Source organism: Mesorhizobium silamurunense (genome assembly GCF_014843825.1).
Lineage (GTDB): Bacteria > Pseudomonadota > Alphaproteobacteria > Rhizobiales > Rhizobiaceae > Mesorhizobium > Mesorhizobium silamurunense.
The window spans coordinates 33013-48952 of record NZ_JHQR01000204.1 but is presented as its reverse complement, the minus strand read 5'-3'; the positions used below and the strand labels follow the sequence as shown (position 1 = coordinate 48952).

Below are 15940 nucleotides of genomic sequence, written 5' to 3'. Positions count from 1 at the left end.
GTGGCGAGCTTCGGCGGCCGCGCCGCCTTCTTTGGCAAGGTGTCGAACGACGCGCTCGGCGAAATCTACACCCACGACATCCAGGCCCAGGGCGTCGCCTTCGATACGAGGCCGCTCAAGGGCGAGCCGCCGACCGCGCGCTCGATGATCTTCGTCACGCCGGACGGCGAGCGCTCGATGAACACCTATCTCGGCGCCTGCGTCGAGCTCGGGCCGGAAGACGTCGAGGCCGACAAGGCGGCCGGCGCCAAGGTCACCTATTTCGAGGGCTATCTGTGGGATCCGCCGCGCGCCAAGGAGGCGATCCGGCAGACCGCGAAGCTGGCGCATGCCGCCGGGCGCGAAGTGTCGATGACGCTGTCGGATTCGTTCTGCGTCGACCGCTACCGCGACGAATTCCTCGACCTGATGCGCTCGGGCACCGTCAATATCGTCTTCGCCAACAGCCACGAGATCAAGTCGCTCTACCAGACATCGTCGTTCGACGAGGCGCTGGCGCAGATCCGCAAGGATTGCCGGATCGCGGCCGTGACCCGCTCGGAAAAGGGCTCGGTCATCGTGCGCGGCGACGAGACCGTTATCATCGAGGCGACAACGATCAAGGACCTGGTCGACACGACAGGCGCCGGTGACCTCTACGCCGCCGGTTTCCTGCATGGCTACACGCAAGGCCGCAGCCTGAAGCAGTGCGGCGATCTCGGCTCGCTGGCGGCCGGGCTGGTCATCCAGCAAATCGGCCCAAGGCCGAGGCAGAATTTGCGCGAAGAGGCTGAGCAGGCGGGGCTGATCCATTCCGGACATTCAAAGGACTAGTAGCCTACTTCCCGTTGTGCAGGCTATGCGCGCACGCACCTGCCGAGCCTCGTCCTGACGCAACGCTTTGATCCATCCACGCCCGCGCATCGGTCTTCCTGCCAACACCCCAAAACCATGCGGGGCTATGCCACCGAGACCCCAATTTCCGGCAAGCCGAAACGCTCTAAATTTAACATCCGCTAATCTAAGTCTAGTCGCATCGGCATCGCCGTCGGCGTTGGCGGCTTGGCGCGCGCATCGACAACCGCAAATCGCATTGATGCGTTCGACCGGCCAGGCGTTTGCCCCTTCGGCCTCGCCTCGCCACTGCCGGTCTATTGCGATGTGCCGCTGCGCGCCTACGATCAGTGGTGCCGGCGTCCGGCGAAACCAAGGCAGCGGTAAAGGCGCCAAATGGTGCGACACTGCCAAATTGCGGACCTGCGGCGTATGCAATAATCGACTGACAGCGATGGGCGGCAGCGCCAAAGCGCAGTGACAGGCCGTTAAGAGCCGGGCAGCGTGCCCGTCGCCGACATCTCGAAGACATCGAGCAGGATGGCCAGCCCGACGCCGCACGCGGTCAGGATAAGGCCGGCCATGAAGATGCGGTTGGCGCGTTCGTAAATGGGTCGGCGCAGCGAACTCATGTCGAGCAGCAGGGACAGCGCCCGCATCTGCAACGCGATGCCGACCAGGATCGGCACAACGGCGAACAGATCGTAGAGCCGCCATGGCACGGGGTTCGCCGCCCAATGCGTGACGAAGCCGAGCGAAAAGGCAAGCAGGATGCCCACGACGGTGATTGTGCCGTTGCGGAAAATCGTCTCGATCAGCTCTTCCTTCGGATCGTGCTCGTCCAAGCGCCCCTCCCCTCCCTCAGCCGTAGCGGGCCTTTGCACAGTGTGAAACCAAGCTCTCGGGAAATCCCTGTACATCGCCGCCAATTAGTCAAGAGAGCTTCTGGCAAAGCGAACCGGTGGCTGTGCAGGGAATTAGCGGAACTGGGCGGTGAAACGCCGTTGACTTTGGCACAGACTGAGACCGGCGATCGGGGCCTTGTGCCCTATCGCCCCATATGGGCGCTCCTCGTTGTAGTATCTGCGCCAATCCTCCAACTTTTCGAACCCCTTTGGTCTGACTCGCGCCAGATGCCTAGGATGATGCCATCGCAACGAGCTGGCAACGGAAGCATTGTCTGCGCTTTGGGATCATGCCAGGCATTGCCTTCTCAAAGAGGTCGCGATCGTCTCGTCCCAGTAATGGTCGCAATCAAGAATGATTGCGACTTTCCGTAGCCAGCTCCGGCCATTTATTTCCCTAAGATCTGCGATGCAGGTCGAGGCGTTGTCGCCGTTTCGGCGGGTAAGATGGGCAAGACGACCTCGGGTACCTTTCCGGTCAGCGAGTTAAGGAAGGCAACGAGCAGGTCGACTTCTTCTTCCTTCAATTGTTCGCCGAGCTGCGTAGTCCCCATGATGGCGACGGCCTGTTTTAGATCCCAAACCTTCCCCGAATGAAAGTATGGCGCGGTGAGTGCTACGTTGCGCAGCGGTGCCGCGCGGAAAACATGGGAATCGTCAGCTGTGTTGGTGACGGCAAAGCGGCCCTTATCTTTTTCCGGCAGGACCTCGGCGCTGGGCTTTTCCATAAGGCCGAATTGGTAAAAGTCCTGCCCACCAACGTTGACACCGGCATGGCAGGACGAGCACCCTTTCTCAATGAAAAGCGCCAGGCCCTGTTTCTGTTCGGAAGTCATGCCGGCGTCATCGCCATTGAGGAAGGCGTCGAAGGGGGCCGGCGTGACCAATGTCGCCCTCAAAGGCTTCAACTGCCTTGGCCAAGTTGTCGAAGGTGCCGCGATCGGCCTCACCTGTGAAAGCTGCATTGAACCAATCGACATATTGCGGCATCGACTTGAGCGTCGCGATCACTTGATCTGGTGTGTTGGCCATTTCGATACCGGCTTGGATCGGTCCCTTGGCCTGAGCCTTCAGGTCTTCGGCGCGACCATCCCAGAACTGCGCGATGTTGAAGACAGCGTTCAGTACCGTCGGCGCGTTGCGGGGTCCCTTCTGCCAACCATGGCCGATCGAGGTTTCAAGATTGTCGTCGCCCCCGGTGGCCAAGTTGTGGCACGAGTTGCACGACAAAACGCCTGACGCCGAGACGCGCGGATCGAAGAACAGTGCCTTGCCGAGGGCGATCTTTTCCGGTGTGATCGGGTTGTTGGCGACTGCCGGCGTCGTGGATGGCAAAGCCTTGAAAGTGCCCAGTGCCGTTTCTCTGAGGTCGGCGGAAATCGGTTCCGCAGCAAAAGCAGTGACGACCGGCAAGGCGACAGCCATCGTAGTGAATAGCATTTTCATAAATGATCTCCGAGCGTTGTGCACGGAAGCCATTGTGGGATATGCGGTTCGTGAACGCCCTGCGCTAGATCAACGGCGGGAGAGGACCGGGCCTGACGGCCAGACTTCGATCGGCCTGCCATTGAGTGGCGGAAGCCGCCACCAAGGCTGTGTCGATCGTCCGACCGTGGATCCCAACCCGTGGCCGGGTGCCATCGCAATTTGCTCGCGCTGGCGGCCTGGTTGGTTCCCTGGGGCGTGGCGAATCCCCACGACAAATGCCAAGGCAGAAAGCATCATGGAGACCATGAATGGCTTAAGCCGTGTATCCGACGACATACGAAGCCTTCAGCGGCGCGAAACACCTTCGGCTTTTTCATTTTGCAAAATTCAAACGGAGGGGATCGAGAATCAAAGCAAACTCCGACCCAGCACCGAGCGGGTCAACGTGCACGACGGTGGGATGCGGCGCTATAGACCTCGATGCTGGACAAGCATCGCAATAATCCTGTTCGAGACACTTGTTGCTTTCAGCGGCAACCGCCACTATGAAGCGACGCTTCGCCGACTACGTTTCATGCCGCCCGGAGATTTTCATGACAGAAGAAGCCGACAAAAACATCGACACCCTCATCGAACTCACCGCCGATGTCGTCTCAGCCTATGTCTCCAACAATCCCGTTCCAGTGGGGGACCTCCCTGCTCTGATCGGCCAAGTGCATGCGGCTCTGAAAGGCACGGCCGGAAGCATCTCCGCAGAAGAGCCGATGGTCCTGAAGCCTGCTGTCCCAATCAGGAAGTCGGTGACGCCGGACTACATCGTCTCCCTTGAGGACGGGAAGAAATTCAAGTCGCTAAAGCGCCATCTGTCGACCCACTATGGGCTGACGCCGGATGAATATCGCGCCAAGTGGGGCCTGCCGGCGGATTATCCCATGGTCGCGCCGAGTTACGCCGCGGCGCGCTCGGCCTTGGCCAAGACAATGGGGCTCGGCCGCAAACCGAAGGAGCCGGAAACGCCGGCGCCGGCGAAGCGGACCCGCAAGAAGGTCGCGGCTTAATTTCGGCAACCGAGATTCGTTCTGGAGCGCGCTGCTGCCATCGGCATGATCTGCGCGGAATATCAAAGGGCGGGAGCAACCCCGCCCTTGTCTTTGCAGACAGCCTGGTTTCAGGAATTCGCGACGGCTTGTAGCAACCTGTTGACCGATTTTCCTGTCAAGCCATGTTCTCGCCCACTCTTGTCGAGCGGGTCAGCCCATCCGGGACGTGCCGCGTGCTTCCGGCTCTTGCGGGACGCAGCCGAAAAATCAGCCAGCCTTGCTGAGGCAGGCGTTGCACGATGGCTGGGTTCTTTTACAGCCGCACAATGCGGCTGTGACGGTGCCATACGAACCCGCTCTCGGCCAAAGGTTCGGATCGCCTTTGATTCTGTCAGCGAATTTAGATTTTGGAGGCGAAGCGTAAAACATTGAGCGCGCTGCTCATGCCGCCCCACCAATCGCCGTCCGCCCGTCTATCGCCTTTTACCAAATCTCGACCAGCTGCAGCCTGCGGTCGCCCGGCGGGATGAGCAAAGGGCGTTGGGCAAGTCCGCTTCGTCCTCGCATCCGCCGATGTAGGATCAATTGGCCGCAATGTCTCAGCGTCCTGAGGATGGCGATTGTGGTTTCATGGTTCGCTCTGGAAATTGAAGAAGGCACGCCGCCAAGTGAACCTCCCGTCGCTGCCTTGTTTTGTTGGTTTTTCAAAACGGCTACGCGCTCTTTGTCGGCTTCGGTGCACGGCCCAGCGTCTAGTCTAGCAGCGCGCGATCTGGTCGGGAGGTGTACACAGATTGCCTCGCGATCTTCGATAGCTTTGGACAACTCTGGCAACTGATCAACCACGCTGCCGAGGCCAGACCCCCGCGATGTCACATCTAGCCAGGTGCCGTTGCGCGCCTCCTCGACGTCGGCCCGCCAAGCTCCCCTCGCCTCTCCGCGACCTCCACTGCGAATAGCCTGGCGGCCAGCTCCCTTCCGTACCAGCCAGGCTCCTGACTCTCTGCTCGTTCAGCGTCGACCCTGGCCCGCCTGTCGACGACAGCGTTCTGCGGCGACCATCATCGTTTTCATCCAACCCTCTTAGTGCCGCGGCCAATTCGAGAAGCTTCCTAATCCCCCTCCGCGGCACCCGCTTGTGTTCCGCACGAGCAAGATATCGGCGCAAACGCTTCGCGTTCGGGGGTGTCCGATGTCCGACAATGTCGGATACGCAACACAGCAGAGCCCGATTTATGACGCTGCCACCAACGGTTTTCTGATTTGGCACGGTACATGCGCGGTCATCCGCAAACGCGTCACTGACCAAGGAGAACTCATGATCATCTCACCAAAAAATACTGCCGCAGGCCTCCCAGACCAATCCGAAGATGATGCTCGAGCCAGGCCTGGCAACACGAAGACGGTTGCTCATCCGGCTCGGCATTGCGCGACGATCCACCTTCTCGCGCAAGAGGAGACGGGGACGAAGCCCCTTCAAAATGAGGAACAAATCACTTGGCCTCAAACCTTGCCTGTCGACCCGCCACCACAACGGGAGCCATCGATCGAACTTCGGTCTCACTGGCTGCGCAGGGCATTCATTGCGACCGCGTTGGTTCTCTCGGCAACCGCTCCGGTTCTGGCCGATAAAGATGACGGCAAGGTGACAGATTTCCTGCTCGACAACGGCATGGAGGTGGTCGTCATTCCCGATCACCGTGCGCCGATCGTTACCCATATGGTGTGGTACAAGGCCGGCAGCGCCGATGAACCAATTGGGAAATCCGGCATCGCGCATTTCTTCGAGCATTTGATGTTCAAGGCCACGGCCAATCACGCCGCCGGCGAGCTGAACCGCGCGGTGGCCGAGATCGGCGGCTCGCACAATGCCTTCACCTTTTACGACTTTACTGCCTTCTACCAGAGAGTGGCGCCCTCGGCGTTGGAGCAGATGATGGGCTTCGAGGCCGACCGTATGCGCAACCTCAGCCTCAGTGACGATGATATCAAGACCGAGCGCGACGTGATCCTGGAGGAGCGCCGCTGGCGCATCGACAACAATCCGCAGGCAGTGCTGGAAGAGGAGGTCGACGCGACGTTATGGCAGAACCACCCCTATCGCATCCCGATCATCGGCTGGATGCAGGAGATGGAGCAGCTTAACCGCGCCGACGCCATCGCCTTCTACAACAAATATTATAACCCCAACAACGCCGTGCTGGTGGTGGCGGGCGATGTCGAACCGGAGACTGTGAAGGCGCTGGCCGAGAAGACCTATGGCAAGCTTCCGCGCGGACCCGAGCTGCTGCCGCGAGTCCGGCCGGTCGAGCCGGAGCAGAGCACTAAGCGCACGGTGACGCTCAGTGACGCGCGCGTGTCGGTGCCGAGCTTTTCGACGCGTTGGGTGGTGCCGTCTTATCGGACGGCCGAGCATGGCGAGGCCGAGGCGCTCGACCTGCTGGCCGAGATCCTCGGCGGCGGCAACCGCAGCCGGCTCTATCAGCAGTTGGTGTTGAAACAGGGAATAGCCACCGAGGCCAGCGCCTCGTTTCAGGGCGAAATGCTGGATGACGCCCAGTTCACCGTCCACGGCTCGCCGCGCGGCGGTGCAAGCCTTGCCGACCTAAAAGCCGCGGCCGATGCCGAAGTCGCCCGCATCGCCAAGGATGGTGTCACCAGCGAGGAGCTGGACAACGCCAAAGACCGCTATGTCCGCACGTTGATCTTCGCCCAAGACGAACAGGACTATCTCGCCAACATGTATGGCTCGACGCTTGCCATCGGCGGCACCGTAAAAGATGTCGAGGAATGGCCGGACCGCATCCGCAAGGTCACCCCCGATCAGATCAAAGCGGTTGCCGCCCGCTATCTCGTGTCCGACCATTCGACTGCCGGCTATCTCTTGCCCAAGACGGAGAATTGATGTGACGATGAACCAACACCGTGCCGCCTTTGCACAAGCCCTGCCTTTTCCGCTTTCAGCGGCAGAAGGCAGCGTCGCGCGACTCGCCACCCCGCTGGCCATCCTCCTCCTCGCCATCCTCTTCCTCATCCTGCCGGCGCTCAGGGCCCATGCGGCGATGAACATCCAAGAGGTGAAATCGCAAAAGGGCATCAACGCCTGGCTGGTGGAGGACCATACGGTGCCGATCATCACCATCCGCTTCGTTTTCGACGGCGGCACGACGCAGGACCCGGTCGGTAAGGAGGGGCTCATTCATCTGATGACCGCCCTGTTCGACGAGGGTGCCGGCGATCTCGACAGCGAGGCCTTTCAAGTGAAGCTCGACGATGCCGGCGCCGAGATGAGCTTCGACGCGCAACGCGACGGCGTCCATGGCTCGATGCGCATGCTTTCGGACCAACAGGACGCCGCTTTCGATCTGCTCAGGCTCGCGATCAACAGGCCGCGCTTCGACCAGGAGCCGGTCGACCGCATCCGTGCCCAGCTCCTCTCCGGCATCATCGCCAATGAGCGCGACCCCGAGGCGATCGCTCAGCGCAAATGGCTGCGCGCGATCTATGGCACGCATCCCTATTCGAGGCCGGACGAAGGTACCAAAGTGAGCCTCGCCGGCATCACGCCGGCCGATCTCGGCGCCTTCCACAAGGCCATCTTCGCTCGCGACGGGCTCCATGTTGCCGTGGTCGGCGACATTGACGCGACGAGGCTGAGTGAAAAGCTCGACCAGCTGTTCGGCGATTTGCACGAGAAGCAGACGCTCTCCCCCGTTGCCGATGTCGCCGCAAAACTCGGACAGCAGGTGGAGGTGAACTACGAGCTTCCGCAGACCTCGCTGCAATTGGCTTTTCCTGGCGTCGGACGCAGCGAGCCGGATTTCTTCGCCGCGCTGCTGATGAACGATATCCTGGGCGGCTCGCCCTTCACGTCGCGCCTGTGGGAGGAGGTGCGGGAAAAGCGCGGCCTTGCCTATGGCGTCGGCTCTTATCTGACCGGTTACGAGCATTCTCATGAACTGCTGGTTACGACGGCGACACGCTCGGACCGCGTCGTCGAGACACTGAGCATCGTGCATCAGGTGGTGAAGCAGATGGCACAGCAGGGGCCTACGGAGGCCGAACTCGAGGCGAGCAAGAAACATCTGATCGGCGCCTATGCGATCAACAATCTGGATTCCTCCAGCTCGATTGCCTCCACGCTGGTCGAGCTGCAGCTCGACAATCTCGGCATCGACCACATCGAGCGCCGCGCCGCCCTCATCGATCAGGTGACGCTCGAAGAGGTCAAGGCAGCGGCGAAGAAGCTGCTTTCCGCCGATCCCTCCATTATGGTGATCGGCCCGCCGCTCGCGGGCAAAGGATGAGTACAGGACCCGATTCATCTCCCTTCTCTCCTTGTGAGGCTTTTTCACGGGGAGAGGTGCGGTTGGTGCGCAAACAGGCCTTTTACCCCAGAACACTGACAAACCCCGTCGATTTTCGGCGGGGTTTTTCTTATGAGGTTGGCGGGTCAGAATTTTCGCGTATCGACAGCTTTTGTCAGGGGTGCCTACCTCATGCGAAGCCGGGTGTTGGCCTTAGGCTGAGTGCCAGGCCCCCATGCGGTCTGCCGGTTCGTGTCGATGATTTTCGGCTAATAAGAACCGCGAGCCGTCTTCTTGAGAATTCAAAGTGGCCTCCCATTCCAGTTTGGGGACGGTGGCCTACCAGCTGTCTGGCCCGAGGCCCTAAGGAACCCGGACGTCGCGGGATACACAAGCACACTGCTGACAATATACCCGCTGCGTTGGGGAAAAATCCGCTATTGCCCCTGTGCCTCCCGATGATCCGACACCTGAGATCCCCGGACCTGTTTGGAGCCATTGATCGCCTGCCGGCGCTTGGCACGCGGCTCAGCGAGCGGACGTTCGAGGTCCTCAACCCGTCGACGGGCGAAGTGCTGGCAGAGCTTCCTGACATGGGCGTGGAGGAGACGCGCGCTGCGATCGACAGGGCCTATGCGGCGCAGCCTGGATGGGCCGCGTTGACTGCACGTGAGCGCAGCGATGTTCTGTGGCGATGGCATCAGTTGATCATCGACCACGCCAACGATCTCGCCGCGATTCTCACCGCGGAGATGGGCAAGCCGCTTGCGGAAGCCAGGTCGGAGATAGCGCACGCGGCGGCGTATCTACAATGGTACGCCGAAGAGGCCAATCGCATCTATGGTGAAACGATCTCCGCACCATCAACGGACCGTCGGATGCTGGTGATCAAGCAACCGATCGGCGTCGTCGGGACGATCACGCCGTGGAATTTCCCAGCCTCCATGGTGGCGCGCAAAATCTCGCCGGCCTTAGCGGCGGGCTGCACGATCATCCTCAAGCCCGCTGAACAGACGCCGCTTGTGGCTGGCGCAATGTTCGCCCTTGCGCATCAGGCAGGCTTTCCCGAAGGCGTCGTCAACCTGATCTATGCGTCCGAAGGCGATGCGGTCGGTCGCGAACTCTGCACCAATCCCAAGGTCCGCAAGATCAGCTTCACCGGCTCGACCGAGGTTGGCCGGCTGCTGATGCGCCAGTGCTCGGACCAGATCACGAAGGTCAGCCTCGAGCTGGGTGGCAATGCACCTTTTATCGCCTTCGACGATGCCGATATCGATGCTGCGGTTGACGGTGCGATCCAGGCGAAGTTCCGCAATGCGGGCCAGACCTGCGTGTCGGCAAACCGCATTTACGTCCAGTCGAGCGTTCACGATGAGTTCGTCGAGAAATTCGTGGAGAAAGTCCGCAACCTATCGGTTGGTGACGGCTTCGCTCCCGGAGCGGACATCGGACCCTTGATCGACAGGCATGCTCTGGCCAAGATCGAATCCCATATCGCCGATGCCGTCTCCAAAGGCGGCACAATTCGATGTGGGGCCAAACGCATCGGCAAGCAAGGGACTTTTTTCCAACCGACGGTCATCACCGAGGTCTCCAGCGAAATGACAGTGGCGCAAGAGGAGACATTTGGGCCCTTGGCCCCGATCATTCGTTTCGAAGATGCGGATCAGGTCGTGCGTGAGGCCAATGACACGATTTATGGCCTCGCTGCCTATTTTTATGCGTCAAACCTGAAGCGTGTCTGGCGTGTGGCCGAGGCCTTGGAATATGGCATGATTGGCATCAACACCGGACGCATGTCCTCGGAAGCGGCACCCTTCGGCGGGATAAAACAGTCCGGTATCGGGCGGGAGGGTTCCCGCCATGGCCTCGAGGATCACCTCGAAATGAAATACCTTTGCATGGGCGGCATCTGAAGCGTCTGCTTGCGCGGTTCGCAGATCCGGCAATCGCGCGAGCGATCTCTGAAGACCGCCATCGCAAGATCGCTGCGCAAGGGGTGCCGGCGGGCGGTTCCGAAACCCGTGCACACGCAATTTTGACGTATTGGCTGGATGTATCTCGCGACGAGACAAGCGTCCGGTTTGTCGGCGAAGAGGGCGCGCATGTGACGGAGGATAACCTTGCGAGCGATAAGGCGTTGCGCGAGTTCAGACTTCAAGCAGAGGGAAAGTTGCCATACCCGGTTTTCACAGACAAAATGCAAACGGCCACGTCAGGGCGGGCCACTAGCAATCGAATTAGGGGTATTAGCCTTTCTTGGTCGTCGTTTGACCAGCAAAGCGGCCTTCATATCCGCGAACTGGGGTACCAAGAGTTTGCTCGAAAATGAGCTGGCAGATTTTCATTCCGGCCCTGAGCTTAACTGGGACCTTATTGTGGTTGACCATCTCAAGACGAATGTTGCCAGCGAATCCCGCATGGATGGTTGGCGCTGTGAGATGAATGCCAATCCCAAGTCGGGCGAGGGAGCTTTTCCCTTCTACCCTTGCCGCAATCCTAGACTGGAATTTCAGTTCCACATATTCGCGTGTCCAAGCTAGGATCATATGGTGGGGCGGAAAATCGAATCCCTGTTCGCCATCGATATCCAGTGGCGTAGTGATTTCTGCCATTACCTCTTCGTGATTGTATCCCTTCTGCGAAGGATCGATGCAGAGGCTGATGCCTGCCTTTTGGTCTTTGAATAGAGTCAGCCGCCGGTCAAGTGTTAGATCGAGACTGGTTGAGCTATAGAAGGAAATGTCGGGGGGCGGGTCGATAATGATCGCCTCGTTTTGCAAGGCGATTTGTATTTCCCTATCTGTGAGTATCATCCCGCCCCTCCATGTCTATTCTACCAAAGCTTGCGGCACCCATACTCTCCATGAGCCATTAATAGTCTCTCGTGGAAGCTCAACAAGCAGGTCCGAATCACGGCTATTGATAGGATAGCCAATCTCTAATTTATCATCCGTAAGTGAACGCTGATTCACAACCAAATGTTCGGCGCCAGAAGTTGTGTCCACAGAAACCACAACCTCGCTAGGGTGTGTCGCTGGCCCTATCTGCCTAACCCGAACTTTCATCGATTGACCTCCTCGTTAGGTTGCATTGGACTTTTGAACCCAAGGTGAGCTAGGGCGGCTGATTTGCCTATCCATCCCACTTGTTTTCAACAGCTTTCCTTGCTCAGGTTCGCACCGGAACAAAGAGAGAACAATAGCCGTTTTTTGACCCACTCGTCGAGTCACTTTTTGTTCTAGTCTCAGGGAATGCTGGTTAACAGACCATTTCCAGGAAGGAGGGCGTCAAATCTGGATCACCTGTAACCGGTCGCCCGCCGGAGGACCAATCGCCGGCACTTCCAATTTGCTCTTCGGGTCCTGGCGGCGGACAATTGCTTTCTCAGTTGAACTTGATGCTCGCCTGCACGAACACGCCGTAGCGCTCTGCCTCCCAGTCCTCGACCTGCGGGGAACCATGGCCCGGTGTCTCCTCGAAATGCGCGGTGCCCTCGGTTGCCACCCTCCAGTAGCGGGCGCCGACGCCGATGTTGAACAAATCCGTGACCTTGTATTTCAACACCGCCTCGAGTTGGACCCCATGCCCGTCGCCGTCTCCAGGTAGCGGGTTGATCTTTGGGCGCAGATGGTGCCGATCTTCGCCGTCGAGCCGCGTGAACAGGAACGCAACGTCGCCAGAAAGGCTGAGTCGTTCGGTAAGTTGCGTCTGCCCGGCCAGGCCGAGCCGCAGGGAATGCCAATCGTTGTCCTGGCTGATGAGGCCGACATTGTTCGGGATGGCTCGCGAGCAAAATCGCGTGTTGGTCGCCTGCTGCACGCAACCGAAAGCGTGGTAGCGCTCGTTCCAGAAATTGTAGCCGACAAAAGCACCGATGCGGTAGCCCGGCGTGTTCCAGAAAGAGTATCCCAGATCGGTGGTGAAATAGGTGACGTCGCCGCCGCGCTGATCGGACATCGTGTTCGAATAAGGGGCCCTATTCGGCCAATCCTCGTCGACGAGAGAACCCTCGGTGATCCCGCCCGCGCTGAGGAGGCCCTTGACGAAAATGCCAGTCGGGTTGTGGGTCGCATTGAAGAAGACTTCGCCCGAATGCGCATCGAGACGGTCGTAGGTAAGCCGCGAGACCAGCCGCGTGCCGCTGCGATTGTAAAGGTCCTTCGATGCTTCGCCGGTACTGTACCAATAGCGTAGCCCACCCTCGAAAGAAAAGACTGGGGCCGCTGCCCCGGCTACCAATGCCGGATCGGCGATCACCGGCACGTTGGCAGCGGTCGCGCCCGCCGTCAGCCCACAAAGCGCTGCATATGTCAAAAACAGTCGCCGCATCAGATAATTCTCCTTTGTGTTTCGCGGGTGTCGATCTCGGGTTCTGTCGCCAACTATTCGGCAAGAAGATCGAGGCTTGAGCGCTCTTCAGCTTCTGAGGAGCTCATGATGTACAAAGGCCGCGGTTCGACCGATCGGGGATCCTGCTGTGCGTGCGCTGGTAGGGTGGTGAAGCCACGCCGATCTTTGCTTGCGCTTACCACCACGAGGACATCGCTTCCGCAGCTCGACGCATCGCGCCCCGGAATCGCACGTACATGCTCGGAACCATGCGGGTCTCACCTCCACTGACTCTATCCGGCCGCGTGTCATGGCTGCCGCAAGAAGCGCTTCGTCACAAATCGCTCCCTGCGGGCCGATCAAAGATCTGCCATTGTGTCCGCCGGTGGCAGAATTATCAGAGCAAAATGCGTGCCGATTTGGCGTACTGTCTGCGCTGCACCGGTTCTCCATACCGACGGCTTGGCCCCTCATCCCCTTATGGTCGGTCTTCTGACATTCTTGCCGAGCTTCCGACGCAAAAAAGGTTTGCGGATAAGAATGCTTCCTGAGCAGGCCGAGCAGTAATTCTAAATCAAACCCTTCCGGAGGGTGGGATCAGGCTATATTCTCTTTACCTAGACGCCGGCCAAACAAGGCTGTGTCGTCAAACCGCCAAAGCCGACACAGTTGTCGGATGTCGTATGCTGAGCGTGAACGCACCTACCCCTTGCGCACAGGAACGCTTCCTTCGCGCTCCTGCAAACGATTGGCTCGACTTGTACTGCCGTCCGCCAGGCAAGAGACGTGCCCGCCAAGGTTCATACGAGCTTCAAAGGCGACACCTGGAAGGATGTTATAAAGTGATGAACACCGCGAGTCTCAAATGGGCGAGTGCTGCGCATCACTTATTCATAAGCGGGCGTACCAGATCGATCTCGACGCCCCTTCAAGAAATTCGTCGCGCATAGACGGTCCTTCATATTCGATTCGACGCAATCCTCTTCAGCCGGACATTGCGCCGCTTAGTTTCAAGTTCCGAACGCCAGTAGTCTGAAAAGGCATGCCCGGCAGGAGACTGAGCTCGCTGCCGGGCCGGGTACGCCTTGGGAGGTGGCGTAAGTCGGCGACTTCGGGGCGGTGGGGCCACTCAGTCCGCGCGTTTGCGGCAGCCATGCATGTACCGTGCCAAGCAAAAAAGCATTTATTTAAAAGCACCCGATGGGTCAGCTTCTTCTGCGTCGCGTACTCTACATTGTCGGCTATTGGACATGCCGAACGTACCTCTCGACAGACCGACGCTTGAACCAGAGCGCATCCGCAATGCGCTTCGCAGGCATGTCGACCGCGCGAACTGGTGGTGACCGGGTATTAGCTCCGAAGTGTTCGCCGGTTGACGCACAGTGCGGACTGTCACTTTTTAAAGAAGGAAATCTTTGTACCCTGCATTCATGAGCGCGCGGCCACGAGAGACGGCGCGGCGAATGCGGTCGCGCAGATGATCGCGAGGATCCCTCCAGTCGGCATGGACGCGCCGTTCACCAATCAGAGCTTCGGCGAGCTCGCGATGTGACGCCCCAGCAAGTGAGCCGTCGAGCGCACGAAGAACGAATGTCAAACGGGGACCGCGTTTTTCTGGCGGAAACAAGCGGGCAGGCAGCTGCTGCCCCAGACTTAGAGCATTGAGGCACTCGAGCGCCCTCAGGCGATGCTTCAAAAGCGTCGCGGGCCAGATCGCCTCGGTGCGGAGGCAAACAGGGTGCAAGATATCGGCGCCAGCGACGGCGAGCTGGAGCGTATGCTCCGCATTGCGAAGAAGAACATGCTGGCCCTTGTCGGGCGACAGCAGGACCGTCGCACGACATGGCAATGTCGAGAGCTCGAACGGCCGTGTCGCCGATGATGCAGACAGTTGTTCTGCAATGATCGGCAGCACATGGACGCACCAGAGCGGACACCAGAATACGACCGAATTGCGCCCATAAGACTCTGCGAAACAAAACACCCCAGCGTGACAGGTCGCCGGCCGACGCAACCACGTCGAGCAAGGGTTGGTGAGACCAGCTATTGGCCTGCTGACGCGCTGCGATCAGATCACGCTGGAATGCTGGATTGCGGCGTAAGAACTCCCAGGCCCATTCGCGCGGCGTCAGACCAGTGGTGTAATCGTACGATCTTTCATCCCGCCAATCAGCCTGATCAGCCCCAGTCACAAGAACTGTAGGCATGACTGTGCCGCCTGCCCCGAGGACGTCGAAACATCAAGCCACTTGGAGAGGCACAGGCGCTGAAAGCACCGGACGTCAATGGCGCCGTTTCGTCGAGCCGTGTGCCATTGGCACTGTCGAGGAAAGACGCACGCAAACAGCGACCAGACCGTTGAAACCGCGCGGCAACAGTCAGTGCGGTGTGAGCGGGTCAAAGGAATTGATTTCCTAGCGGCTATCGGCTCCTGCGCCCCGTTCCAGACGTCCCTTGAAGGCTCGATAGAGCGGACGATGGATTGCACGCCCTTCGTCGGCAAAGTTGTCGTAGCGGCGAGCGCGATAGGGTGGGTCATTGAATGCCTCCTCGGGGGAATTCCCCGCTATTGGAGACGAACCTTCGCGCTATGGCATCCTGTGCAGTTGCACAGGTGAAGCCGACTTATCAGTGAACCGAAAAAACGAAACCGGCGAGACGGGCAATGGCCTGTTTGGTGATGCTCGCCGAGCTTTCTCTGCGGCCGATATCGAGATCGAGCACGGCCGTGCGTTGCTTGAACCTAGGATGCAGCCGATTTCCCAGGCCGACTTGCCCCGCACGCACATTGCAGGCAACGTGAGCGAGACACCACGACCATTCACTGGCAGGAGAGTTTGCGGCAATCGGAAATATCAAAACAGGTTGCGAGGACCTGAAGACCTTGTTCGTAGCGGTCCGCGCCCGGAAACGCTCGAGTGCGCTCTTTGGCGGCAAAAGTCATGGCGGCAACACTGATGATCGGGATTCTCACACCACAGCAGGTGCCAAACTGCGCGCCTTTCTTGGAAAACCTTTTGCTGACGGGCGGATCTCCATGCGCATCATGGAAGCCGTAATTGTTGGAAATAAGCCTGTCCTCAGGCCTGTGCTTGAGCCTTTCTGGCCTACGCCG

General features: G+C 59.4%; 9 protein-coding genes and 3 pseudogenes. 5 read left to right on the top strand and 7 right to left on the bottom strand.

Annotated features, from left to right (window positions below; genetic code table 11):
• Positions 1 to 813 (top strand): adenosine kinase (locus tag DH10_RS22810; protein ID WP_192385361.1); only part of this gene is annotated, 813 nt, incomplete at its 5' end.
• A 488-nt stretch (positions 814 to 1301) separates the two neighbouring features.
• Here the strand turns inward: DH10_RS22810 and DH10_RS22805 are convergent.
• From DH10_RS22805 to DH10_RS22795, 3 genes and pseudogenes are all read right to left on the bottom strand, one after another.
• Positions 1302 to 1658 (bottom strand): hypothetical protein, encoded by a 357-nt coding sequence (locus tag DH10_RS22805; RefSeq protein ID WP_192245620.1) that lies wholly within the window; start codon positions 1656 to 1658, stop codon positions 1302 to 1304.
• Between the two features lie 132 nt (positions 1659 to 1790).
• Positions 1791 to 1919: pseudogene (locus tag DH10_RS38410) on the bottom strand (integrase core domain-containing protein); the annotation flags it as partial.
• A 188-nt stretch (positions 1920 to 2107) separates the two neighbouring features.
• Positions 2108 to 3164 (bottom strand): annotated as a pseudogene (locus DH10_RS22795) (cytochrome-c peroxidase).
• Between the two features lie 575 nt (positions 3165 to 3739).
• On the opposite strand from DH10_RS22795, the gene DH10_RS22790 reads away from it, so the two are divergent.
• The 4 genes from DH10_RS22790 (at position 3740) to DH10_RS22775 (ending at position 10409) form a co-directional block, all read left to right on the top strand.
• A complete protein-coding gene (locus DH10_RS22790; protein WP_192385360.1) occupies positions 3740 to 4204 on the top strand; it encodes a Ros/MucR family transcriptional regulator in 465 nt (154 codons plus the stop codon).
• Between the two features lie 1300 nt (positions 4205 to 5504).
• Complete coding sequence (locus tag DH10_RS22785; protein WP_210327837.1) at positions 5505 to 7091, top strand: M16 family metallopeptidase; 1587 nt, start codon at positions 5505 to 5507, stop codon at positions 7089 to 7091.
• Positions 7092 to 7098: 7 nt separating this feature from the next.
• Positions 7099 to 8493, top strand: coding sequence for a M16 family metallopeptidase (locus DH10_RS22780; protein WP_192385363.1), 1395 nt, complete (start codon positions 7099 to 7101; stop codon positions 8491 to 8493).
• 458 nt (positions 8494 to 8951) lie between these two features.
• On the top strand, positions 8952 to 10409 hold the full coding sequence (locus tag DH10_RS22775) for an NAD-dependent succinate-semialdehyde dehydrogenase (RefSeq protein ID WP_246811612.1): 1458 nt from the start codon (positions 8952 to 8954) through the stop codon (positions 10407 to 10409).
• A 333-nt stretch (positions 10410 to 10742) separates the two neighbouring features.
• Here DH10_RS22775 and dcd read toward each other — a convergent pair whose 3' ends face one another.
• The 4 genes and pseudogenes from dcd to DH10_RS38260 form a co-directional block, all read right to left on the bottom strand.
• Positions 10743 to 11309, bottom strand: coding sequence for a dCTP deaminase (dcd, locus tag DH10_RS22770; RefSeq protein ID WP_125006167.1), 567 nt, complete (start codon positions 11307 to 11309; stop codon positions 10743 to 10745).
• A 571-nt stretch (positions 11310 to 11880) separates the two neighbouring features.
• Positions 11881 to 12825, bottom strand: a complete 945-nt coding sequence (locus DH10_RS22765; RefSeq protein WP_192385358.1) for an omptin family outer membrane protease — start codon at positions 12823 to 12825, stop codon at positions 11881 to 11883.
• A 1399-nt stretch (positions 12826 to 14224) separates the two neighbouring features.
• Positions 14225 to 14740 carry a DNA -binding domain-containing protein gene (locus DH10_RS22760; RefSeq protein WP_192385357.1) on the bottom strand — a complete coding sequence of 172 codons (516 nt, stop codon included), beginning with the start codon at positions 14738 to 14740 and terminating at the stop codon, positions 14225 to 14227.
• 115 nt (positions 14741 to 14855) lie between these two features.
• Positions 14856 to 15032: pseudogene (locus DH10_RS38260) on the bottom strand (transcriptional regulator domain-containing protein); the annotation flags it as partial.
• Positions 15033 to 15940: the final 908 nt, after the last annotated feature.